The organism is Pseudomonas sp. AIG (assembly GCF_977020205.1).
The window spans coordinates 1-20,689 of record NZ_CDROCK010000076.1 but is presented as its reverse complement, the minus strand read 5'-3'; the positions used below and the strand labels follow the sequence as shown (position 1 = coordinate 20,689).

Below are 20,689 nucleotides of genomic sequence, written 5' to 3'. Positions count from 1 at the left end.
AAAGCGAATACCGCAGCTACGTCTACGAACCCGGCACCTTCCGCCCGCTCGCGCTGCTCGACGGCAAAGGCCCGAAAAAGGCCTGCCCGTTCTACTACCAACTCGACCACCTCGGCACCCCGCAAGAACTCACCGACTACAGCGGCGACATCGTCTGGTCAGCGCAATACGACGCCTACGGCAAAGTCGCCGCACTGACCCTGGCCGGCGACGACTACCTGAACCAGCCGCTGCGCTTTCAGGGACAGTACTTCGACGGCGAAAGCGGCCTGCATTACAACCGACATCGGTACTACGACCCGAGGTTGGGACGGTATTTGACGCCGGATCCGATCAAGTTGGCCGGTGGTTTGAATCAGTACCAGTACGTGCCGAATCCGACGGGGTGGATCCGTTGGGGTTGAACTCCAACTGCCCGCCGCCGAATAAGCCTGGGTGTGAGGTGCCGGGTGGGGTTGGTGGGGCTAAGGGTGATGAGGGTGATCCACAATTACCGGACTTGATTCATGGCGTTGACCCACATTCAGTGAAGCGAACGCATGCAATTATGGGAAAAAATTCAACTAAACGCGTCGAAAAAATAAGAGATCAGATGCGAGCAGATGGCTACGATATCAGCTATCCCATAGACGTAGCAGAACATCAGGGCACCTTCTATATTCTAGATGGACATCACCGTGCAGCAGCTGCAAAACAAACAGCAACGCCAATAACTATAAATTTGATCACGAACATCAGAGAGCACAAAGGACAACTTAATACGATCGAAGAAGTCATTGAATCAGCTGACAATGTCGGACACGACCGATTGGAGCATCACAGAAGAAGATGAAAACAGCCGATAAAAATCTTGAGGACCTAATAACTGACTTCCTTTCAAAAGTTGAAAGTGGAACAGAATTACTACAAAAAAAATTTGGCACTCGGAATATTTTAAGACTCTGGCGGAGCAAGCAAATCGAACGCTGCGGTGAAATAACTGATGAAATTCAATATGAGCTGCACGGCGTAGGGTGCGCCATTCATTTCCCATCAGAATCAGTGGACTTCGATTACGGCTCGAACAGCAGAATCGACGGCTTTGACGTATGGCGCCTTTACATTTACGCTTCGGACAGGCCGCTTATATATGAAAAATACTGCGACAAGAAAACACTCGAAAAAGAATTCAAAGAGTTTATCTCGTTAAACAGAATCGAAAAAATGTCGAACAAGGACAATCTTTATGTCCTGGTTAAAACCGAATAAAAACATACCCACACGCATTCCAAACCACTAAAGAAGCCCGGCAGCGCTACCGGGCTTCTTTATTTGCAACTAACGAGCGATGAGCGATTGCATGTCATCGACATCCTGCCCAACGGGACGAACGCCCTGAATCAACGGCCCATAACGCCGGCTGAATTCCCAGTTGTACGGCACGCCATCCTTGCTGGTGCCGTTGTCCCAATTCACCGACCAGGTCATCAGGCCTTTGATCGGTATCCCCTTGATCGCCAGACGCTTGAGGACATTCCCGACCACGGTTTTGTCGATCACATAACCGGTGGCCGCCGCATCGTTGTTGGCCGGCAGGCCGATGACGAACTTGTCTGCCGGGATCCGCGTGAAGCCGCGAGTACCGGTCACCAGGCTTTCGGTCAGGTAGTAGAGGAAATCCTCCTTCAGCGCATCGTTGTTCTGCGCAATCCACGCACCTGCGCCGTTGTTGGCTTCCGGCACCCAGACACCGTCACCGCCCTGGTTGTAGAACTGTGGGGCGACAAAGTCGTAGTAGCCGTCCAGTGCCTGCAGGTAGCTCACGTATTTGCCGGTGCTGGTCAGGTATGGAAACTCCGGGGCCATGCTGATGATGAAGTGCTTGCCCTGGCCTGCGTAGTGATCCTTGACCAGTTTCAATGCCGCTGGCAGAACCGTCTTGTTGGCAGCGAAATCAATCGCGCTCTGTTCAAGATCGATGTCCAGTCCGTCGAAGCCGTAGGTTTCCACCAGACGGATGATTTCATTGGCCAGCGGTTGTTCCTGACCGCTGCGCAACTCGATGTGCGCGTCGGCGCCACCGAGTGAAATCAGCACGGCCCGACCCTGGCTGTTGAGCACACCGACCTGGCGGCGAAACTCGGCATCGGACACGTTGAACGGCTTGAAGGTCGGAATCCCGCTGCCCTTCATAAAAGCGACCGCGACGACGTTGTATTCCTTGGGCACCTCCTCCAGCGAGAGGCTGGCAAAGCGACCCTGGCGATAACCATCGCTCGGCCCCGCCGGCCAGTTGTGCCAGAAGCCCATGAGGATCTTTTTACCGGCAATGCTCGGCATCAGCGAGGCGGCATCGCTCGCCGCGTTTTGCACTAAAGAGAAATCGATTTTTGACATGTTCTAATCCTTCAGAACGTGTGGGTTTGGCGACGCAGCGCCGTTATTTGAAGTCGACGTCGAAAGCCTGATAGAAGGCGTTGCCGGTATTGGCGACGATCCACATCAGTACGATCACATGATGGCCCGACTTGTTGGTCGGCAGTTTCACCGCGTGATTGACCTTGGCCTTCAACTCATTCGGGTAGCTGTAATAAGGCACCTGAGTGTAGAAGTCCTCGAAGAACGGTTGGGCTTCCAGTTGCGCACGGGTAATACGCTGTTTCGGGTCCCAGCCATCCTTGGTGATCAGCCAGCGGTAGCCGCGAGTGGTGTGCGGCGCGGTGTATTCCCATTTGATTTCGAGGGTCTGCCCCGGGGTGACATTGAGCAGCGGCCAGGTGAACGGACGAGCGAGTTTTTTGCTCATTTCGTCATTGGTGAAGTTCACGCAATCGCGGGCATCGCTCTTGCCACCGCTAAGAATGTAGCCGTCGGCCGGTGGCGTGACGCTGTCCGAATCACTCTGGTAAGGCGCCGGAAATGGCCCCGCCGCCAGCGCCGGGAAATTCTTCCCGCCTTCCATTTCGTTGACCTGCCAGGCACCGAGCAATCCTTGCTCGATCGCTACCGCACCGCGGCTTGCAGGGGAAATCACACGACCGTGTCGCAGTTGGGTTTGTGCTTGTGGTTGATTCATGTTTTTCACTCCGTTGATTTAAGAACTCTCCTTTCCGAGGAGAGGCCTTCAAGCTAACGGAGACGGATTTTTTGTCCATCGGCGGTTTTGTCGCAGTCAGCAGCCTAGAACTGTAAAAACACCGCAAATACTGGATGGATATACAGTCTTTTGCGACAACGCCCACCTGAGATGACGCCAAAAGATTACACGCCAATGCTGCAAACACTGCCATTCAGTACTCACGGCAGCTGTGCGTTGAACTCCTTTTCGTACTGCCCGGCGAGTTGTTCTTTCTGTTTTTCGCTGAGCAATTTGCCAGCCATCTGGAAGAACTTCTGTTCTTCTTCCTTCAGGTGATGGTGAACTTTGTCAGAGAGCTTTTTAGCGGTGGCCAGCCAGGCCGGGCTGGACATCTCGGTCTCGTCGAGTTCTTCCATCATCTCGTCCATTTCATGGTGTTCGGAAATGGCGTGGCGGCTGAGATCGACACCGTTGTCGTATTCCATCAACGGAATGTAGAAATGACGCTCTTCGGCCGTTTCGTGGGCCTGCAATTCGGCTTTCAACAACTTATAAGCCTCAACCCGCTCCGGGGTGTCACCGCTGGTTTCGATCAGGCTTTTGGCGTAAGTACGCTGGCGGTCATGGCTTTCGCGAAGGGCTTCGAAAATATTCATGGGGGATCCTCATCAACCGCGTGCTGGAGTGACGCTGTAAAGGCTAGACCCCGACGCAAGAGCGGCAGTTCCACCGGGTTGAGGCAGGGCTTGGAAGACAGGTGCCGGGCAGGATAGGCTGCGGGTTCAAACTACAAGGAAGTCACGCATGAATTTGCGCATCGAGCTGTCGCAACATTCCACAGAAGAAGAACGCCAAGCCATTTTGGCGCCCCTGCATGCCTATAACGTGGCCAAGGCCGGGATCGCGGTATCAGAGCCGCTCACCCTGCTGGTGCGCGATGATCACGACAAGATTCTGGGCGGACTTTATGGCCGACTGGTCTGTCAGTGGTTGTTCATCGATTTGCTGTCAGTGCCTGAAGCAGGCCGGGGCCAGGGAATTGGCTCGAAGCTGATGCACATGGCCGAAGAGCTCGCGCGGGAGAAAGGCTGCATCGGCGCATGGCTCGACACGTTCGACTTTCAGGCGCCGGAGTTCTACAAGAAGCTGGGCTATAGCCAGTTCGGGGAAATCGTCGATTATCCGCCGGGGCACAAACGACATTTTTTCCAGAAGCGACTTGTAGGTTGAATGTACCGACCCCTTCGCGAGCAGGCTCGCTCCCACACTGGATTAATGACCGACAAAGAATCGATGTGGGAGCGAGCTTGCTCGCGAAGGCGGCTTGAACCTCACCGCGACCATTGGCCCTACAGGCAGGTCGCCAACGCCGCCAACCGGCGCTTGGCGACAAAGTCGTCCTTCTGCGCGTAGTAATTCAGCGTCGTGCCGGAAGCTTCAGTGATCACATCGACAAACGACTCCGCCGAACGGGTATACACCGTCGTACCGCCTGGCTTGCGCGGCTCCAGATACGCTGCAGCGTCCACGCCGAACACCGCTTCGTCCTGCCAGCCGAACTGCACACACTGGGCGACGACTTTCTCGGCTTTTTCCGAAGTCAGTACTTTATAGGGGGCTTTGGTGCGAGCATCGTCCATCACCGAGCCTGCGCAACCGGCCAGCAGCGTCGCCGCCAGCGCTACCATCAGAATTCGCATTGCATTCGCTCATCAGAAAAAAGCGGACTGTATCACCGCAGCAGCAGAAATCGTTCTGCTTTACTGCATTTATAGCGCGACACGCGCAGGCCGCTGCGGCAACCTAAGCTCATCAGCCTCACAAGGAAACCCCATGGCGCCTACCGACCAGCGACATGAACATGCCCTGAAAATATTTCTCGACGCGCGTCCCGAACTGCGCGAAAACCTCGACCACCTCAACCCGTTACTGGCCCAGGCCAAAGGCGAAACGCAGGCGCAGTATCGTGAAGAGCGACTGCATGAAGCGTTTGAGGCCGAAGCGGAAAGTCTCGGCCTGTTCGCCTGGGAGTTGACCTTGCAACTAACCGCTGATTCGCCTGAGGAGTATCAGGCGCAGCGCCTGGAAGTGCATCGTGAAGTCGCGGAGATGGCCGGGATGGATTGGCTGGAATATTGCGATCTGTATGGCATAGAACCATAACCGCCGCGAAAGGACACCGCTACTCATGCTGCCATCCGCCTCGAGTCACCGCGCCAGCCCCGGCCATCTGCACACGCAAAAGTGGCGCGGACGAGTGGGTCTGGCGTTGGTGGCCAGCCTCTCGGTGCTGGCCGGAATGACCGACGCCATTGGCTTTATGGCCAGCGGCGATTTCGTCTCGTTCATGAGCGGCAACACCACCCGACTCGCCGTGGCGATCAGCGATGGCGATGTCGGTCTGACTGTGCGCCTGTTGATCCTCGTCGCAACGTTTATTGTCGGGAATGCCTTGGGGGTTGTCGTCGCACGTTTCGGTGGACGACGAGCGCTACCGCTGCTGCTGTGTATCGCCACCCTGCTGTGCGCGGCGGCGGTCTGGCCATTCGACACACAACTGCCGGCGCTGATGGCGGCAATCATTGCGATGGGCATGCTCAACGCGGCGGTCGAAGAGGTAAATGGCTTGCCGGTCGGGCTGACTTACGTGACTGGCGCGTTGTCGCGGTTCGGCCGTGGATTGGGCCGCTGGATGCTTGGCGAAAGGCGCAGTGGCTGGCGGGTGCAACTGGTGCCTTGGAGCGGAATGTTTATCGGCGCGATTCTGGGGGCGGTGCTGGAACATCATTTGGGACTGAAGGCGATGTTTGTCAGCGGTGTGCTGGCCGCGATGATCGGGCTGCTCTCCCTGAGAATTCCACGACGCTGGCAACTGGGCTACATGCCTCGCTAATCAACGACCGCACCGGATTTCCTGTAGGAGCTGTCGAGTGAAACGAGGCTGCGATCTTTTGATCTTGCTTTTAAAGATCAAGATCAACAGATCGCAGCGTGCCGTAGTTCCTACAGAGATCGTGCTTCCCTGTAAGCGCTGCGATCCTTTGCGGTCTGCAATGCTTTATCATGGCCGCAGTTTTGCTGATCGAGTCCGTCATGAAGTTCGCCATTGCGCTGTTTTCCGCCGCCCATGCGCCCTCCTCGCGCCGCGCCCTGCTGTTTGCGCAGGCCGCCCTGGCCGGTGGGCATGAAATTGTCCGACTGTTTTTCTATCAGGACGGCGTTTATAACGCTGCGGATGCAGTGGTTACCCCGCAGGACGAACTCGACCTGCCCAAACAATGGCGCGCCTTCATCACCGAGCAAAAGCTGGACGGCGTGGTGTGCATCGCCGCCGCCCTGCGCCGTGGTGTGCTGAACGCTGAAGAAGCCACGCGCTACCAGCGTGAAGCGATTTCGGTCAGCGCGCCGTGGGAATTGTCCGGCCTCGGTCAGTTGCATGACGCGGTGCAAGACGCTGACCGTTTGATCTGCTTCGGAGGTGCGTGAGATGGCCAAATCCCTGCTGCTCATCAGCCGCCAATCGCCGTGGTCTGGCCCCGGCGCTCGCGAAGCGCTGGACATCGTGCTGGCCGGTGGCGCCTTCGATCTGCCGATCGGTTTGCTGTTTCTCGATGATGGCGTGCTGCAACTGGCCGCCGGACAGAACGCCAAGGCCCTGCAACAGAAAGACCTCAGCGCCAACCTGCAAGCGCTGCCGATGTTTGGCGTTGAAGAGTTGTTCTACTGCGCCGAGAGCGCCAGCACTCGTGGCCTCGGCAACTTCTCGCTAGACGAAGCACAGCCGCTCGCTACCGAGCAAATCACCGCCCTTATTGACCGTTACGACCAGGTGATCACCCTCTGATGTCGACTTTGCATGTGTTGTCTCATTCCCCGTTTGGCGACGATCGCCTGACCAGTTGCTTGCGCCTGATCGGCAGCGCTGATGCCATGCTGCTGTCCGGCGATGCGGTCTATGCGTTGCAGCCCGGCACCGCACCGTTCACTGCGCTGCAAAGCCGCCAGATCAAATTGTTCATCCTCAACGAAGACGCGCAAGCGCGCGCCGTGCAGGTCCCGGACTGGGCCGAAGCCATCGATTACCCGGCCTTCGTCGAGCTGTCGATCCATCACGACAAGGTCAATAGCTGGCTATGACTTCCATGACCGTCGGCACCCGCGCCATCGAACTGGACAAGGACGGTTTTCTCGTCGACCTGAGTGACTGGTCCGCCGACGTTGCCAGCGCCCTCGCCGCCGCCGAAGAGATCGAGTTGACGCCGGAGCACTGGGAAATCCTCGAACTGCTGCGCAGCTTCTACGAAGAATTCCAGCTGTCCCCGGCTACGCGGCCGCTGATCAAGTACACCGCGCTGAAACTCGGCCCGGACAAAGGCAACAGCCTGCACCTGAACCGACTGTTCAAAGGCACCCCCGCCAAACTCGCCGCGAAACTGGCGGGCCTGCCCAAACCGACGAATTGCTTATGACCGACTTTCCAGAACTGACCCTCGAAACACCTGCCGAGCACCCGTTCGCCCAGTTCGTGCGCATCCTTGGCAAGGGCAAACGCGGTGCCCGCGACCTGACGCGCGAGGAAGCCCGGGAAGCCATGGGCATGGTCCTTGACGACAAGGTTGAAGACACCCAGCTCGGCGCGTTCCTGATGTTGCTGCGGCACAAGGAAGAAAGCGCCGAGGAAATGGCCGGCTTCACCGAAGCCCTGCGCGAGCGCCTGCAGGCGCCGGCGCTGAACGTCGATCTGGACTGGCCGACTTACGCTGGCAAGAAGCGCCATCTGCCGTGGTATCTGCTGGCGGCCAAGTGTCTGGCGCAGAACGGCGCGCGTATCTTCATGCACGGCGGCGGCGCGCACACCGCCGGGCGTCTGTACAGCGAGCAATTGCTCGGCGAATTGAACATCCCGTTGTGCCGCACCTGGCAGCAGGTCGGCGCGGCGCTGGACAACGGCGGCCTGGCCTTCATGCCGCTGGTGGACTGGGCGCCGCAGTTGCAGAAGATGATCGACCTGCGCAACACCTTGGGCCTACGCTCACCGATTCATTCGCTGACGCGGATTCTCAATCCGCTGGGTGCGCGTTGCGGCCTGCAAAGCATCTTCCATCCTGGCTATCAGGCAGTGCATCGCGATGCCAGCGGCCTGCTCGGCGATACGGCGATTGTGGTCAAGGGCGACGGTGGCGAAATCGAGATCAACCCGGATGCCGACAGCCACCTCTACGGCACCACCGGCGGCGAGAGCTGGGACGAGGAATGGCCACAATTGTCGGCGCAGCGCCACGTCAAACCGGCGACCCTGGACGTTGAACATCTGAAAGCCGTCTGGCGTGGCGAGGTAGTCGACAGTTACCCGCAAATGGCCCTGATTGCGACCATGGCCCTGGCCTTGCGCGGCCTCGGTCAAAACCGTGAGCAAGCCTTCGCAACTGCCGAGCAGTACTGGGCCGCGCGGAACAAATCGATTTAACCGATCATTCACGCCCGATCTTTGCGCTTTTTGTTCGAACTCATCGGAATAAACTCGACTCCAACGATTATGGGTTTACGGAGTCTTGATCATGGGTTTACTCGTTGATGGCCGCTGGCAGGACAAGTGGTACGAAAGCAGCAAGGACGGCGCGTTCCAGCGCGAACAGGCCAAGCGCCGCAACTGGGTGACCGCTAACGGCGAACCCGGTCCCAGCGGCGAAGGCGGTTTTGCCGCTGAAGCCGGGCGCTATCACCTCTACGTTTCCCTCGCCTGTCCGTGGGCGCATCGCACGCTGATCCTGCGCAAGCTCAAAGGCCTGGAAAATCTGATCGACGTTTCGGTGGTCAGTTGGCTGATGCTGGAAAACGGCTGGACCTTCGACAAAGCACTTGGCTCGACGGGCGACAAGCTTGATGGCTTTGAATTCATGCATCAGCGCTATACCGCCGACACGGCCGATTACACTGGCCGCGTCACCGTGCCGGTGCTGTGGGACAAGAAGCTCAAGCGCATCGTCAGCAATGAATCAGCGGAAATCATCCGCATGTTCAACAGCGCGTTTGATGATCTGACCGGCAATGATCTGGATTTCTACCCGGCACCATTACGCGGCGAGATTGATGCGCTGAACGAGCGAATCTACCCGGCCGTGAACAACGGCGTGTACCGCGCAGGCTTCGCGACGTCGCAACAGGCTTATGAAGAAGCGTTCGATGAGGTGTTTGCCGAACTGGATCATCTGGAGCGCGTTTTAGGCGCCAACCGTTATCTGACCGGGGAATACCTGACTGAAGCGGACGTGCGTCTGTTCACCACGATGATTCGTTTTGACGCGGTGTACCACGGGCATTTCAAGTGCAATCTGCGGCGGATTGCCGATTACCCGAATCTGGCGAACTGGTTGCGTGAGGTGTATCAGCTGCCGGGGATTGCCGAGACGGTGGATTTCCAGCACATCAAGAATCACTACTACGGCAGCCACAAGACGATCAACCCGACAGGGGTTGTGCCGAAGGGGCCGGCGCAGGATTTCACAGTGGCCCATGATCGGGCGCGGTTGAGCGGCAAAGGGGTTTGGCGCAGAGGCTGAGATTTATATTGTTTTTGAAGACCTCTTCGCGAGCAGGCTCGCTCCCACAGGGGATTTGTGTACGACACAGATCCAATGTGGGAGCGAGCCTGCTCGCGAATGAGGCGACTCGGTCTTTTAGACCTGCGCCTGAGCGCCTTCGAACCACGCCAGTTTCTCGCGCAGTTGCACCACTTCACCAACGATCACCAATGTCGGCGCATGCACTTCATGCTCCGCCACCAATCGCGGCAAATCAGCCAACGTGCCGGTAAAGACCCGCTGATTGACCGTGGTGCCCTGCTGAATCAACGCCGCCGGAGTATCCGCCGAACGACCATGCTTGATCAGTTGTTCGCAAATGACCGGCAACCCCACCAGGCCCATGTAGAACACCAGCGTCTGCGCGGGCGCGACAAGGTCGGCCCATGGCAGATCGGTGGAACCGTCCTTCAAATGCCCGGTGACAAAGCGCACCGACTGCGCGTAATCACGATGCGTCAGCGGAATCCCGGCATATGCCGCGCAACCACTGGCTGCCGTAATACCCGGCACCACCTGGAACGGAATGCCATGAGCGGCCAGTTCTTCGATCTCTTCGCCGCCTCGGCCGAAGATAAACGGATCACCGCCCTTCAACCGCACCACACGTTTACCAGCCTTGGCCAGATCGACCAATTGCTGGTTGATCTGATCCTGCGGCACGGCGTGATCAGAACGACGTTTGCCGACATAAACCCGCTCGGCATCACGACGGCACAGCTCAAGAATGGCTGGCGCGACCAAGCGGTCGTACAACACCACATCGGCTTGCTGCATCAGACGCAACGCCTTGAAGGTCAGCAAATCCGGATCGCCCGGCCCTGCCCCGACCAAATACACTTCACCGGTGGTGACCATGGCTTCGCCTTCGATCTTGGCTTGCAGCAGACGCTCGGCTTCAGCGCCCTGCCCGGCCAGTTGGCGATCAGCAATCGGCCCCTGAAACACGTCTTCCCAGAAGCCACGACGCTGCTGCACATCCGGAAACAGGCTTTTCACCTGATTGCGGAAACGCGCGGCGAGTCCGGCCAACTGACCGTAAGTCGAGGGAATCCAGGTTTCGATCTTGGCGCGGATCAAACGCGCCAGCACCGGCGCGTCGCCGCCGCTGGACACAGCGATGATCAGCGGTGAGCGATCGACGATCGCCGGGAAGATCACGCTGCACAAGGCAGGCGCGTCGACCACGTTGACCGGCACGCAGCGCTTGTGCGCATCGGTGGAGACTTGTGCGTTCAGCGTCTCATCGTCGGTGGCGGCGATGATCAGCCCGCAACCGTCCAGATCCGCCTCGACGTAACCGCGCAACAGGCATTCGCCACCGGAGGCTGTAACCAGTTCACGCAGTTGCGTTTCGATTTCAGGTGCGACCACCCGCAGCAGCGCACCGGCATCGGCCAGCAGGCGGGATTTGCGCAAGGCAATTTCCCCCCCACCGACGACCAACACACGACTGCCGCGCAGGTTGTGAAACAGCGGCAGATATTTCATTTAGCCGATGACCTCAAGGCCACCCATGTACGGCTTCAACACGTCCGGCACACGGATCGAACCGTCGGCCTGCTGGTAGTTTTCCAGCACGGCAACCAGGGTACGGCCGACAGCCAGACCGGAGCCGTTCAAGGTGTGTACCAGCTCAGGCTTGCCGGTTTCCGGGTTACGGAAACGCGCCTGCATGCGGCGGGCCTGGAAGTCGCCGCAGTTCGAGCACGAGGAGATTTCGCGGTACTTGTCCTGGCTCGGGATCCACACTTCCAGATCGTAAGTCTTGACCGCGCTGAAGCCCATGTCGCCGGTGCACAGCGCCAGGGTGCGGTAAGGCAAACCGAGCAGTTGCAGGACTTTTTCAGCGTTGGCGGTCAGGCCTTCCAGCGCATCCATCGACGTCGACGGCTCCACGATCTGGACCATTTCAACTTTGTCGAACTGGTGCTGACGGATCATGCCGCGCGTGTCGCGACCCGACGCGCCGGCTTCACTGCGGAAGCACGGGGTGTGGGCGACGAACTTGATCGGCAGCAGTTTCGAGTCAACGATTTCGCCGGCAACGATGTTGGTCAGCGACACTTCAGCGGTCGGGATCAGGTACAGATCGGCTTCGCCTTCACGGGCGATCTTGAACAGGTCTTCTTCGAACTTCGGCAGTTGACCGGTGCCTTGCAGCGCCGGGGCCTGAACCAGATAAGGCGTGTACGCCTCTTCGTAGCCGTGCTCGTTGACGTGCAGGTTGATCATGAACTGCGCCAGCGCGCGGTGCAGACGGGCGATCGGGCCGCGCAGCAGGGCGAAACGGGCGCCGGACAGTTTGGCGGCGGTTTCGAAATCCAGCCAGCCGAACTTCTCGCCCAGGGCAACGTGGTCTTTTACTTCGAAATCGAATGCAGTCGGCGTGCCCCAGCGGCGCACTTCAACGTTGTCGTCTTCGTCTTTGCCGACCGGCACGGATTCGTGCGGCAGGTTGGGGATACCGAGCAGGATCGAGTCCAGTTCGGTCTGGATCGCGTCCAGCTCGACTTTACCGGCACTCAGTTCGCCCGCCATGCGCTCGACGTCGGCCATCAACGGCGCGATGTCTTCGCCGCGCTGCTTGGCCTGACCGATGGATTTGGAACGCGCGTTACGCTCAGCCTGCAGTGCTTCGGTGCGGGTCTGGACGGTCTTGCGCTGTTCTTCCAGCGCTTCGATGCGCGCGGTATCCAGGGCAAAGCCACGGGAAGCCAGGCGGTCCGCTACGTCCTGAAGGTTGCTACGTAACAGTTTGGAATCGAGCATGTCGGTTTCTCGTTATCAAAGTTTGGTCAAAGACAGGCCAGCCCACGTCGCGAGCAGCCCGCCGAATACGCTGAGTGCCGCATAGCCCAGGGCTAGCGGCACTTGCCCGCTTTCCAGCAGGCGCACCGTATCCAGTGAAAAGGATGAAAAAGTCGTCAGCCCCCCGAGGAAGCCGACCATCAACCCGGCACGCACCTCGATCGGCACTTCCGGGCGTATCAAAAACAGGCCGTACAACACGCCAATCAACAGACAGCCCACGATATTAACGGCCAGCGTCGCGGTATAGAAGTGCCGCGGCCAATTGGCGTTGATCCAATTGCCCGTAGCAAAGCGCAACAAAGTGCCGGCGACACCGCCGACGGAGACCGCAACAATCAATGGAAGCACTATTTTCTCCGCTGCCGAGGGCTTAAACGATCGAGTTGAGCGAGGTGGTTGAGCTTCTCGCCGATCTTCAATTCCAGGCCGCGCGGCACCGGTTGGTAGAACGGGATCGGCTCAAGTTCTTCCGGGAAATAGTCTTCGCCGGCGGCGTAAGCGTCCGGCTCATCGTGGGCGTAGCGGTATTCGTCACCGTAACCCAATTGTTTCATCAGTTTGGTCGGTGCGTTGCGCAAGTGCAGCGGTACTTCCAGCGAGCCGTTTTCGGCAGCGGCGCGCAAGGCGGTTTTGAAACCCATGTACACGGCGTTACTTTTCGGCGCGCAGGCCAGATAGGTGATGGCCTGCGCCACGGCCAACTCGCCTTCCGGGCTGCCGAGACGCTCCTGCACTTCCCACGCCGCGAGGCACAGGCTCAGCGCGCGAGGGTCGGCATTGCCAATGTCTTCGCTGGCCATGCGCACCACGCGCCGGGCCAGATACAGCGGATCGCAACCGCCGTCGATCATTCGCGCGAACCAGTACAGCGCGCCGTCGGGGTTGGAACCGCGTACGGATTTGTGCAGCGCCGAAATCTGGTCGTAGAACGCTTCGCCGCCCTTGTCGAAGCGCCGACGGGTATCGCCGAGCAGACTCTGCAGCAGATCAATGCCCATCTCGCTGTTGTCGTCGGCCAGATCGGAGGCGTTTTCCAGCAGATTAAGCAGACGCCGGCCATCGCCATCGGCGGCGGACAGCAGCATCTGGAAACCTTCATCGCTGAGGGTCAGATTGCGCTTGCCCAGCCCGCGCTCTTCGGTAAGTGCGCGGTGCACCAGTTTGCGCAGCGCCGCTTCGTCGAGGCTTTTCAGCACGTAGACGCGGGCGCGCGACAACAGAGCGTTGTTGAGTTCGAACGAAGGGTTTTCGGTGGTGGCGCCGATGAAGATCAGCGTGCCGTCTTCAACGTACGGCAGGAACGCGTCCTGCTGGGATTTATTGAAGCGGTGCACTTCATCGACAAACAAAATCGTGCGCTTGCCGTACTGGCCGGCCTGCTGCTTGGCGATTTCAACGGCCTGACGGATCTCCTTGACCCCGGCGAGCACCGCCGAGACTGTTTCGAAGTGTGCATCCGAGACTTCCGCGAGTAACCGTGCGAGGGTGGTTTTGCCCACGCCCGGCGGGCCCCAGAAGATCATCGAATGCAGGGCACCCTGCTCCAGCGCCTCACGCAGAGGCTTGCCGCGAGCGAGCACGTGCTCCTGACCGACGTACTCATCCAGATTGGTCGCACGCAAACGCGCGGCCAGTGGCTGGGCAATCGGTGCACTGCGAAACAGATCCATCACGTAGCGTTGAAACCTCTATTTTGCCGATCATTGACCCTGTAGGAGTGAGCCTGCTCGCGATAGCGGTGGGTCAGACGATGAAGATGTGACTGACAAATCGAATCGCGAGCAGGCTCACTCCTACAAGGTTTTGTGTTTATTCCTGGATCACGTCGGCACCCTTGGGGATGTCGAACTTGAACTTGGACGGCGATACCGGCTCGTTGGCCTTGACCCCGGTAAACAGGATATTGGTGCGCTGGCCGACGCTGTCGATCAGTTGCATATCGTTAAGCAGACCGTTGCGGAACGACAAACGCAGGTTGTCGAACAGGGTGTCCTTGGTTTTCGGCTTGAGGGTGAAGTCGATCACACCGCCCGCCTCTTTCGCGCTGATATCAAAACTCTGGCTGATCTTCGACACGTCACCGGACAACAGCAGCGCCGGAGTCTGGGTCAGACGCTCGTCGAGCTTCTTGATGGTCGCCTGTTCCAGATCCGGGTCCCACAGAGTGACTTTTTTGCCGTCGGAAACCATGGTCTGTTCGGCCGGCGCGTTGGTGTGCCAGTAGAACAGCCCCGGGCGCTGCAGGGTCATGTCGCCGGTGGTTTCCTGCAACTGCGTGCCGCTGCCGTCGAGGGTCAGCTGCGAGAAGTTCGCACTCAGGGTCTTGGATGTTTCCAGCAATTGGGTCAGACGCGCCACGTCCTTGTCATCGGCGTGGGCCGTGAGAGTGGTCAGCGCCAGTACTGGCAGCAGCATGCGGATAAGACGCATGGGAGTCCTCTTGAATACTCGTTGGGAGAGCGGCGGCACATCATTGTCCCGCCTCTTGCGTTTGCAATCAGTCGCGTACCGGGCCCGGGGCCAGGACTTCACGGGAACCGTTGGTGTTCATCGAAGTGACGACGCCGGCCATTTCCATGGCTTCGATCATCCGTGCGGCGCGGTTGTAGCCGATTTTCAGCTTGCGTTGTACCGCGGAAATCGAGGCACGACGGCTTTCCAGCACAAACTGTACAGCTTCGTCATACAGCGCGTCGGCTTCCGGATCATCGCCGTCACCGCCACCGCTGCTGCCTTCAAAACCGCTGCCGGCTTCTTCGACACCGTTGAGGATGTCATCGTTGTATTCCGGTGCGCCGCGCAGTTTCCACGCCTCAACCACACGGTGAACTTCATCGTCGGATACGAACGCACCGTGAACCCGGATCGGCAGGCTGGTGCCCGGCGGCATGTAGAGCATGTCACCGTGGCCGAGCAGTTGTTCGGCGCCGCCCTGATCGATGATGGTACGGGAGTCGATCTTGCTCGACACCTGGAACGCCATACGCGTTGGAATGTTGGCCTTGATCAGACCGGTGATCACGTCCACCGACGGCCGCTGGGTCGCAAGGATCAAGTGAATACCCGCCGCACGCGCCTTCTGGGCAATACGGGCGATCAGTTCTTCAACCTTCTTGCCGACGATCATCATCATGTCGGCGAATTCGTCGACCACCACGACGATCGTTGGCAGCTTCTGCAGCAACGGCGCTTCGTCGTGGATGCTCTCGCGCTTGTACAGCGGATCGCTCAACGGCTCGCCGGCGTCCTGGGCTTCCTTGACCTTGGCGTTGAAGCCAGACAGATTTCGCACGCCCATTTTCGCCATCAGCTTGTAGCGGCGCTCCATCTCGGCAACGCTCCAGCGCAGGGCGTTGGCAGCGTCCTTCATGTCGGTCACAACCGGGCAGAGCAAATGCGGAATACCTTCGTAGATCGACAGTTCCAGCATTTTCGGGTCGATCATGATCAGCTTGGCGTCTTCCGGGCCGGATTTGAACAGGATCGACAGAATCATCGCGTTCACGCCCACCGATTTACCGGAACCGGTGGTACCGGCCACCAGCAAGTGCGGCATCTTCGCCAGATCGGTGATCACCGGCTTACCGCCGATGTCGTGACCGAGTGCCAGGGTGACCGGCGATTTGAAGTTGTCGTACTCGGGCGTCGACAGCACTTCGGAGAAACGCACGATCTGCCGGTCTTCGTTGGGAATCTCGATACCGACCGTGGTCTTGCCCGGAATCACCTCGACCACCCGCACGCTGGTCACGGCCAGCGAACGTGCAAGGTCTTTCGCCAGGTTGGCAATACGGCTGACTTTTACCCCGGCGGCAGGCTGGATTTCGTAACGGGTAATCACCGGGCCTGGGTGGATCGAATCCACCGTGACCTCGACACCGAACTCTTTGAGCTTGATCTCCAGCAAGTGGCCGACTGCCGCCAGGGATTCCGGTGAGTAATTGAGTTGTTTCTTTTCCGCAGGATCAAGAATCGAGATCGGTGGCAAGGTGCCTTCCACGGCGCTGTCGACGAACAACGGCACCTGCTTCTCTTTCTGCACGCGCTTGCTTGGCTCGGGCGCTTTGGCTGGAGCCGGAGCGATGACCGGCGGAACTTGTTTCTCGCGATCGGACATGTGCTTGCTCAGGGCTTGCTCACGTTCGATCAGGCGCTCTTTGACTTTGGCCTGTTCACGTTTGTCGGTCACCGTCGGCGCGACCACGTCATGCACACGATCGTCGACTTCACGCAGTTGCGCGACCAGTTGCCTGCGCTCGGTACGCGCCGACCACCAGCGATTGAGCGCGCCCTGGAAAAGCTCGAACAGGTCGAGGGTGATCTTGCCGGTGATGTCCATCACCTTGAACCACGACAGGTCGGTAAACACCGTCAGACCGAACAGGAACAGCGCGATGAACAACAGCGTGCTGCCCTGGATGTTCAGCGCGTTCTTCGCCAGATTGCCGAGGCTTTCGCCCAGGGCGCCACCAGCACCCGCCGGCAGACCCGAAGCCGCGTGAAAGTGCAGATGCGCCAGCGCGGCGCCGGACAGCACCAGAAACACCAGACCGATCAGGCGCCAGGAAAACAGCCAGCCGCTCCACTGCCATGGCTCGTGGCGCTGGCGGAAGATCTGGTAGGCCTTGATCGCCAGCAGCAACGGGAAGATATAGGCGAAGTAACCCAGCACCATGAACAGGATGTCGGCGCTGTAGGAGCCCGCCGGGCCGCCGAAATTCTGTACGTCGTCGATCTTGCTGTTGTGGCTCCAGCCCGGATCGTCTTTGCCGTAAGTCAGCAAAGCCATCATCAGGAACAGGCACAAGGCGCCAATGGCGATCAATGCACCTTCCTTGAGCCGGTAGTGCAACTGTTGGCGCCAGAGCGGAACGACTGTTTTTGGTGCTTCGGTGGATTTCTTCAAAACGCTTCTTTTCCTGCGCCCGAGGCGCGTCCATCTATTGAATGACGATAAAAAACTGCCCAATCCAGGCAGGTAAAAAAGTGAACAAGCGCAACTGAGACTACTTTTAACACTGCGTCGCGCTTTTTATAAACACAGCGCACCGCGAATATTCTGTAACAGCCCGGCATTGTACGGGTTTGTGCGTCTGATGCCATGCTTCAAAACCCAGGACTGAGCATAGTCAAGCACACAAAACCCGCGACTCAATTTGAGCACGCATTACCTTTTGTGACAAAGGCTTATGAGGTGTATTTGATGAACGTAGCGAAGCATTCACGCCTGATCATTCTCGGCTCCGGTCCAGCCGGCTACAGCGCTGCCGTGTATGCCGCCCGCGCCAACCTCAAACCTGTGGTCATCACCGGCCTGCAGGCCGGTGGCCAGCTCACCACCACCGTTGAAGTCGACAACTGGCCCGGCGACGTCGAAGGCCTCACCGGCCCGGTCCTGATGGAGCGCATGCAGAAACACGCCGAACGCTTTGCCACAGAGATCGTTTACGACCACATCCACACCGCCAAGTTGCAGCAGCGCCCGTTCGAGCTTATTGGTGACAGCGGCACTTACTCCTGCGACGCACTGATCATTGCCACCGGCGCCTCAGCGCAATATCTGGGCCTGCCCTCGGAAGAAGCCTTCGCCGGCAAAGGTGTTTCCGCCTGTGCGACCTGTGACGGCTTCTTTTACCGCAATCAAGTTGTCGCCGTGGTCGGCGGTGGCAATACCGCCGTCGAGGAAGCGCTGTACCTGTCGAACATCGCCAAAGAAGTGCACTTGATCCACCGTCGCGACAAATTGCGCTCGGAGAAAATCCTCCAGGACAAACTGTTCGAGAAAGCCGCCAACGGCAACGTGCGCCTGCACTGGAACCAGAACCTCGACGAAGTGCTCGGCGATGCCAGCGGCGTCACCGGCGCGCGATTGCGTGACAGCCATACCGGCGAAACCCGCGAACTGCCATTGGCCGGCGTGTTCATCGCCATTGGCCACAAACCCAATACCGACCTGTTTCAAGGCCAGTTGTCGATGCGCGACGGTTATTTGCAGGTCAAGGGTGGCAGCGACGGTGATGCCACTTCCACCGAGATTCCCGGGGTGTTTGCCGCTGGCGACGTGGCCGACCATGTTTACCGTCAGGCCGTGACGTCAGCCGGGGCCGGTTGCATGGCCGCGCTCGATGCCGAGAAGTATCTGGACGACATTCCTGTCATTTAACGGCACACTTTATCGCGGGCTGAACAGCCCGCACCGCCCTCCCCTTCTGCAAGCCTGGATGCCATGCTGACTTGGTTACAACGTAATTCCCTGACTTTTCCGCCGCTGGAAAAGGCCATGCGCGACCCCAACGGATTGCTCGCCGCCGGTGGCGATCTGTCGGCCGATCGGCTGATTCAGGCGTATCGCCATGGCTGCTTTCCGTGGTTTTCCGAGGGTCAGCCGATTCTCTGGTGGTCGCCGGATCCGCGCACGGTGTTGTTTCCCGACGAACTGCATGTCTCGCGCAGCCTCGGCAAATTGCTGCGCCAGGAACGCTACCAAGTAACCTTCGACCAGGACTTCGACGCCGTGATCCGCGCCTGCGCCGCACCACGGGATTACGCCGACGGCACCTGGATCACCGAAGCCATGCAGGACGCCTACGTTGAGCTGCATCGTCGCGGTTTCGCGCATTCGGTGGAGGTCTGGGATCAAGGTGAACTGGTCGGCGGCCTGTACGGCCTGGCGATGGGCCAACTGTTTTTCGGCGAATCAATGTTCAGCCGCGCCGACAATGCCTCGAAATTCGGCTTTGCCACGCTGGTGCGCCATCTGAAAGACTCGGGTTTCGTGCTGATCGATTGCCAGATGCCGACCGATCATCTGCACAGCCTCGGCGCGCGGGCGATTCCTCGTCAGCAATTCGCCGACTATCTGGCAAATCACCTGGATCAACCCAATCGTGCCACCTGGGTTTGCTGAGCGACTTTTGCGCGCGTGGCTTACACTTAATTCACCAGCTTATCCCGAGGGTTGATCATGACCGAGTTGGCGCGTTTGAAGTTCTATGCCACTCAGCCTCACTCTTGCAGTTATCTGCCCGAGGAGCAGGCCACGACCCTGTTTCTCGATCCGAGCCAGCCCATGGATGTGCATGTCTACGCAGACCTGTCGGAAATGGGCTTTCGCCGCAGTGGCGATCATCTGTACCGGCCGCATTGCCAAAATTGCAATGCGTGCGTGCCTGCGCGCATTCCGGTGGCGCAGTTCATGCCCAATCGTCAGCAGAAGCGGATTTTCAAGCGCAATACCGATTTGCAGGTACGCCCGACCAAGCCCCAGTTCAGCGAAGAATACTTCGATCTGTACCAGCGCTACATCGAACAACGCCACGCCGACGGCGACATGTACCCGCCGAGCCGTGATCAATTCTCGACTTTCCTGGTACGCGATCTGCCCTTCTCGCGCTTTTACGAGTTCCGACTCGACGGACGGTTGCTCGCTGTGGCGGTGACCGATTTGCTGCCGAACGGTTTGTCCGCCGTCTACACCTTCTACGAACCGGCCGAAGAGCGCCGCAGCCTTGGCCGATTTGCCATCCTCTGGCAAATCGCCGAGGCACAGCGCCTAGGGCTTGAGGCTGTGTACCTCGGATATTGGATCAAGAACTGCAAAAAGATGAACTACAAGACCCAATATCGCCCTATCGAATTGCTGATTAATCAGCGCTGGGTCATCCTCAACTAAACCCAAGCCGTAAACCCCTTGGCGTAAACCCCATTTTTCGGGCACAATGCACGCCGCTTTTGCCTGGCGCAGTTGCACCGGGCCATTCATTGGATACCGAGGGCTTTACTGCATGTCGAAAGAAGACAGCTTCGAAATGGAAGGCACTGTCGTCGACACCCTGCCCAACACCATGTTTCGTGTGGAGTTGGAAAATGGGCACGTCGTAACCGCGCATATTTCCGGCAAGATGCGCAAGAACTACATTCGTATTCTTACCGGTGACAAAGTGCGCGTCGAGCTGACGCCCTATGACTTGAGCAAAGGGCGCATTACTTACCGCGCTCGTTAATCAAGTCAATACAGAACGCCCGGTTTATGCCGGGCGTTTTTGTATGTGCGTTTTGGGGTTTTGGGGTTTTGGGGTTTTGGGGTTTTGGGTTTGGGGGCATATCCGTTTTTTCGGGTGCGGCCGCTGGCGGTTTCGCTCTTACAGCGAGTCACCTTTTCCAAACGCCGAAAAGGTAACCCAAAAGGCTTTGCCCCGGCGTACGGCACTTCGCTGAGGCTCAGTGTTCCCTCGCT

24 protein-coding genes and 2 pseudogenes are annotated in these 20,689 nt (G+C 58.6%); 15 read left to right on the top strand and 11 right to left on the bottom strand.

Annotated elements, in window-relative coordinates; all coding sequences use genetic code 11:
- Together ACWR1S_RS28910 and ACWR1S_RS28905 are read left to right on the top strand one after the other, a co-directional pair.
- Window positions 1–832: pseudogene (locus ACWR1S_RS28910) on the top strand (RHS repeat-associated core and ParB-like nuclease domain-containing protein); the annotation flags it as partial.
- Entirely contained in the window at window positions 829–1,248 is a 420-nt protein-coding gene (locus tag ACWR1S_RS28905; protein WP_454565890.1) for a DUF6896 domain-containing protein, read from the top strand. The pseudogene ACWR1S_RS28910 and the gene ACWR1S_RS28905, both read left to right, overlap by 4 nt.
- 129 nt (window positions 1,249–1,377) lie before the next feature.
- On the opposite strand, the pseudogene ACWR1S_RS28900 reads toward ACWR1S_RS28905, so the two are convergent.
- The 3 genes and pseudogenes from ACWR1S_RS28900 to ACWR1S_RS28890 form a co-directional block, all read right to left on the bottom strand.
- Window positions 1,378–2,376: pseudogene (locus ACWR1S_RS28900) on the bottom strand (chitinase); the annotation flags it as partial.
- Window positions 2,377–2,419: 43 nt separating this feature from the next.
- Entirely contained in the window at window positions 2,420–3,055 is a 636-nt protein-coding gene (locus tag ACWR1S_RS28895) for a lytic polysaccharide monooxygenase auxiliary activity family 9 protein (RefSeq protein WP_454565889.1), read from the bottom strand.
- Between the two features lie 221 nt (window positions 3,056–3,276).
- On the bottom strand, window positions 3,277–3,714 hold the full coding sequence (locus tag ACWR1S_RS28890) for a hemerythrin domain-containing protein (RefSeq protein WP_137219239.1): 438 nt from the start codon (window positions 3,712–3,714) through the stop codon (window positions 3,277–3,279).
- 148 nt (window positions 3,715–3,862) lie between these two features.
- On the opposite strand from ACWR1S_RS28890, the gene ACWR1S_RS28885 reads away from it, so the two are divergent.
- The gene (locus tag ACWR1S_RS28885) at window positions 3,863–4,288 is read left to right on the top strand and encodes a GNAT family N-acetyltransferase (RefSeq protein ID WP_137219238.1); all 426 of its coding nucleotides are present in this window, start codon (window positions 3,863–3,865) and stop codon (window positions 4,286–4,288) included.
- Between the two features lie 119 nt (window positions 4,289–4,407).
- Here the strand turns inward: ACWR1S_RS28885 and ACWR1S_RS28880 are convergent, their stop codons facing one another.
- The gene (locus ACWR1S_RS28880) at window positions 4,408–4,758 is read right to left on the bottom strand and encodes a hypothetical protein (RefSeq protein ID WP_454565888.1); all 351 of its coding nucleotides are present in this window, start codon (window positions 4,756–4,758) and stop codon (window positions 4,408–4,410) included.
- A gap of 133 nt (window positions 4,759–4,891) precedes the next feature.
- On the opposite strand from ACWR1S_RS28880, the gene ACWR1S_RS28875 reads away from it, so the two are divergent.
- The 8 genes from ACWR1S_RS28875 to ACWR1S_RS28840 all read left to right on the top strand — a co-directional run bounded on the left by ACWR1S_RS28875 (window position 4,892) and on the right by ACWR1S_RS28840 (window position 9,618).
- Window positions 4,892–5,221 carry a DUF6388 family protein gene (locus tag ACWR1S_RS28875; RefSeq protein WP_454565887.1) on the top strand — a complete coding sequence of 110 codons (330 nt, stop codon included), beginning with the start codon at window positions 4,892–4,894 and terminating at the stop codon, window positions 5,219–5,221.
- Between the two features lie 25 nt (window positions 5,222–5,246).
- The gene (locus ACWR1S_RS28870) at window positions 5,247–5,951 is read left to right on the top strand and encodes a YoaK family protein (protein ID WP_454565886.1); all 705 of its coding nucleotides are present in this window, start codon (window positions 5,247–5,249) and stop codon (window positions 5,949–5,951) included.
- 200 nt (window positions 5,952–6,151) lie between these two features.
- On the top strand, window positions 6,152–6,544 hold the full coding sequence (tusD, locus tag ACWR1S_RS28865) for a sulfurtransferase complex subunit TusD (protein WP_454565885.1): 393 nt from the start codon (window positions 6,152–6,154) through the stop codon (window positions 6,542–6,544).
- 1 nt (window position 6,545) lies between these two features.
- Entirely contained in the window at window positions 6,546–6,902 is a 357-nt protein-coding gene (gene tusC / locus ACWR1S_RS28860) for a sulfurtransferase complex subunit TusC (protein WP_454565884.1), read from the top strand.
- Window positions 6,902–7,195, top strand: coding sequence for a sulfurtransferase complex subunit TusB (gene tusB / locus ACWR1S_RS28855; protein ID WP_454565883.1), 294 nt, complete (start codon window positions 6,902–6,904; stop codon window positions 7,193–7,195). Before tusC ends, tusB begins: the two co-directional genes overlap by 1 nt.
- The gene (locus ACWR1S_RS28850; RefSeq protein WP_454565882.1) at window positions 7,192–7,527 is read left to right on the top strand and encodes a TusE/DsrC/DsvC family sulfur relay protein; all 336 of its coding nucleotides are present in this window, start codon (window positions 7,192–7,194) and stop codon (window positions 7,525–7,527) included. The genes tusB and ACWR1S_RS28850 overlap by 4 nt, the downstream gene beginning before the upstream one ends.
- Window positions 7,524–8,525, top strand: a complete 1,002-nt coding sequence (locus ACWR1S_RS28845) for a glycosyl transferase family protein (protein ID WP_454565881.1) — start codon at window positions 7,524–7,526, stop codon at window positions 8,523–8,525. The genes ACWR1S_RS28850 and ACWR1S_RS28845 overlap by 4 nt, the downstream gene beginning before the upstream one ends.
- Before the next feature lie 91 nt (window positions 8,526–8,616).
- Window positions 8,617–9,618 (top strand): glutathione S-transferase family protein, encoded by a 1,002-nt coding sequence (locus ACWR1S_RS28840; RefSeq protein ID WP_454565880.1) that lies wholly within the window; start codon window positions 8,617–8,619, stop codon window positions 9,616–9,618.
- A gap of 117 nt (window positions 9,619–9,735) precedes the next feature.
- Here the strand turns inward: ACWR1S_RS28840 and cysG are convergent, their stop codons facing one another.
- The 6 genes from cysG to ACWR1S_RS28810 all read right to left on the bottom strand — a co-directional run bounded on the left by cysG (window position 9,736) and on the right by ACWR1S_RS28810 (window position 17,359).
- A complete protein-coding gene (cysG, locus tag ACWR1S_RS28835) occupies window positions 9,736–11,130 on the bottom strand; it encodes a siroheme synthase CysG (RefSeq protein WP_454565879.1) in 1,395 nt (464 codons plus the stop codon).
- Window positions 11,131–12,411, bottom strand: coding sequence for a serine--tRNA ligase (serS, locus tag ACWR1S_RS28830; RefSeq protein ID WP_454565878.1), 1,281 nt, complete (start codon window positions 12,409–12,411; stop codon window positions 11,131–11,133).
- Window positions 12,412–12,426: 15 nt separating this feature from the next.
- Window positions 12,427–12,801, bottom strand: a complete 375-nt coding sequence (gene crcB / locus ACWR1S_RS28825) for a fluoride efflux transporter CrcB (protein WP_129394504.1) — start codon at window positions 12,799–12,801, stop codon at window positions 12,427–12,429.
- Complete coding sequence (locus ACWR1S_RS28820) at window positions 12,801–14,123, bottom strand: replication-associated recombination protein A (protein ID WP_007908078.1); 1,323 nt, start codon at window positions 14,121–14,123, stop codon at window positions 12,801–12,803. The genes crcB and ACWR1S_RS28820 overlap by 1 nt, the downstream gene beginning before the upstream one ends.
- 139 nt (window positions 14,124–14,262) lie before the next feature.
- Window positions 14,263–14,883 carry an outer membrane lipoprotein chaperone LolA gene (lolA, locus tag ACWR1S_RS28815; RefSeq protein WP_242207637.1) on the bottom strand — a complete coding sequence of 207 codons (621 nt, stop codon included), beginning with the start codon at window positions 14,881–14,883 and terminating at the stop codon, window positions 14,263–14,265.
- 67 nt (window positions 14,884–14,950) lie between these two features.
- Window positions 14,951–17,359: a DNA translocase FtsK gene (locus ACWR1S_RS28810; protein WP_454565877.1), complete on the bottom strand. Its 2,409-nt coding sequence runs from the start codon at window positions 17,357–17,359 to the stop codon at window positions 14,951–14,953.
- A gap of 297 nt (window positions 17,360–17,656) precedes the next feature.
- Here ACWR1S_RS28810 and trxB point away from each other — a divergent pair, with 297 nt between their 5' ends.
- The 4 genes from trxB to infA all read left to right on the top strand — a co-directional run bounded on the left by trxB (window position 17,657) and on the right by infA (window position 20,456).
- Window positions 17,657–18,616, top strand: a complete 960-nt coding sequence (trxB, locus tag ACWR1S_RS28805; protein ID WP_454565876.1) for a thioredoxin-disulfide reductase — start codon at window positions 17,657–17,659, stop codon at window positions 18,614–18,616.
- A 63-nt stretch (window positions 18,617–18,679) separates the two neighbouring features.
- On the top strand, window positions 18,680–19,360 hold the full coding sequence (gene aat / locus ACWR1S_RS28800; protein ID WP_454565875.1) for a leucyl/phenylalanyl-tRNA--protein transferase: 681 nt from the start codon (window positions 18,680–18,682) through the stop codon (window positions 19,358–19,360).
- A gap of 57 nt (window positions 19,361–19,417) precedes the next feature.
- Complete coding sequence (locus tag ACWR1S_RS28795; protein ID WP_454565874.1) at window positions 19,418–20,125, top strand: arginyltransferase; 708 nt, start codon at window positions 19,418–19,420, stop codon at window positions 20,123–20,125.
- A gap of 112 nt (window positions 20,126–20,237) precedes the next feature.
- Window positions 20,238–20,456 carry a translation initiation factor IF-1 gene (infA, locus tag ACWR1S_RS28790; RefSeq protein WP_002553999.1) on the top strand — a complete coding sequence of 73 codons (219 nt, stop codon included), beginning with the start codon at window positions 20,238–20,240 and terminating at the stop codon, window positions 20,454–20,456.
- Window positions 20,457–20,461: 5 nt separating this feature from the next.
- Here the strand turns inward: infA and ACWR1S_RS28785 are convergent.
- Window positions 20,462–20,689: hypothetical protein (locus ACWR1S_RS28785; protein WP_454565873.1), on the bottom strand; the 228-nt coding region annotated here is incomplete at its 5' end.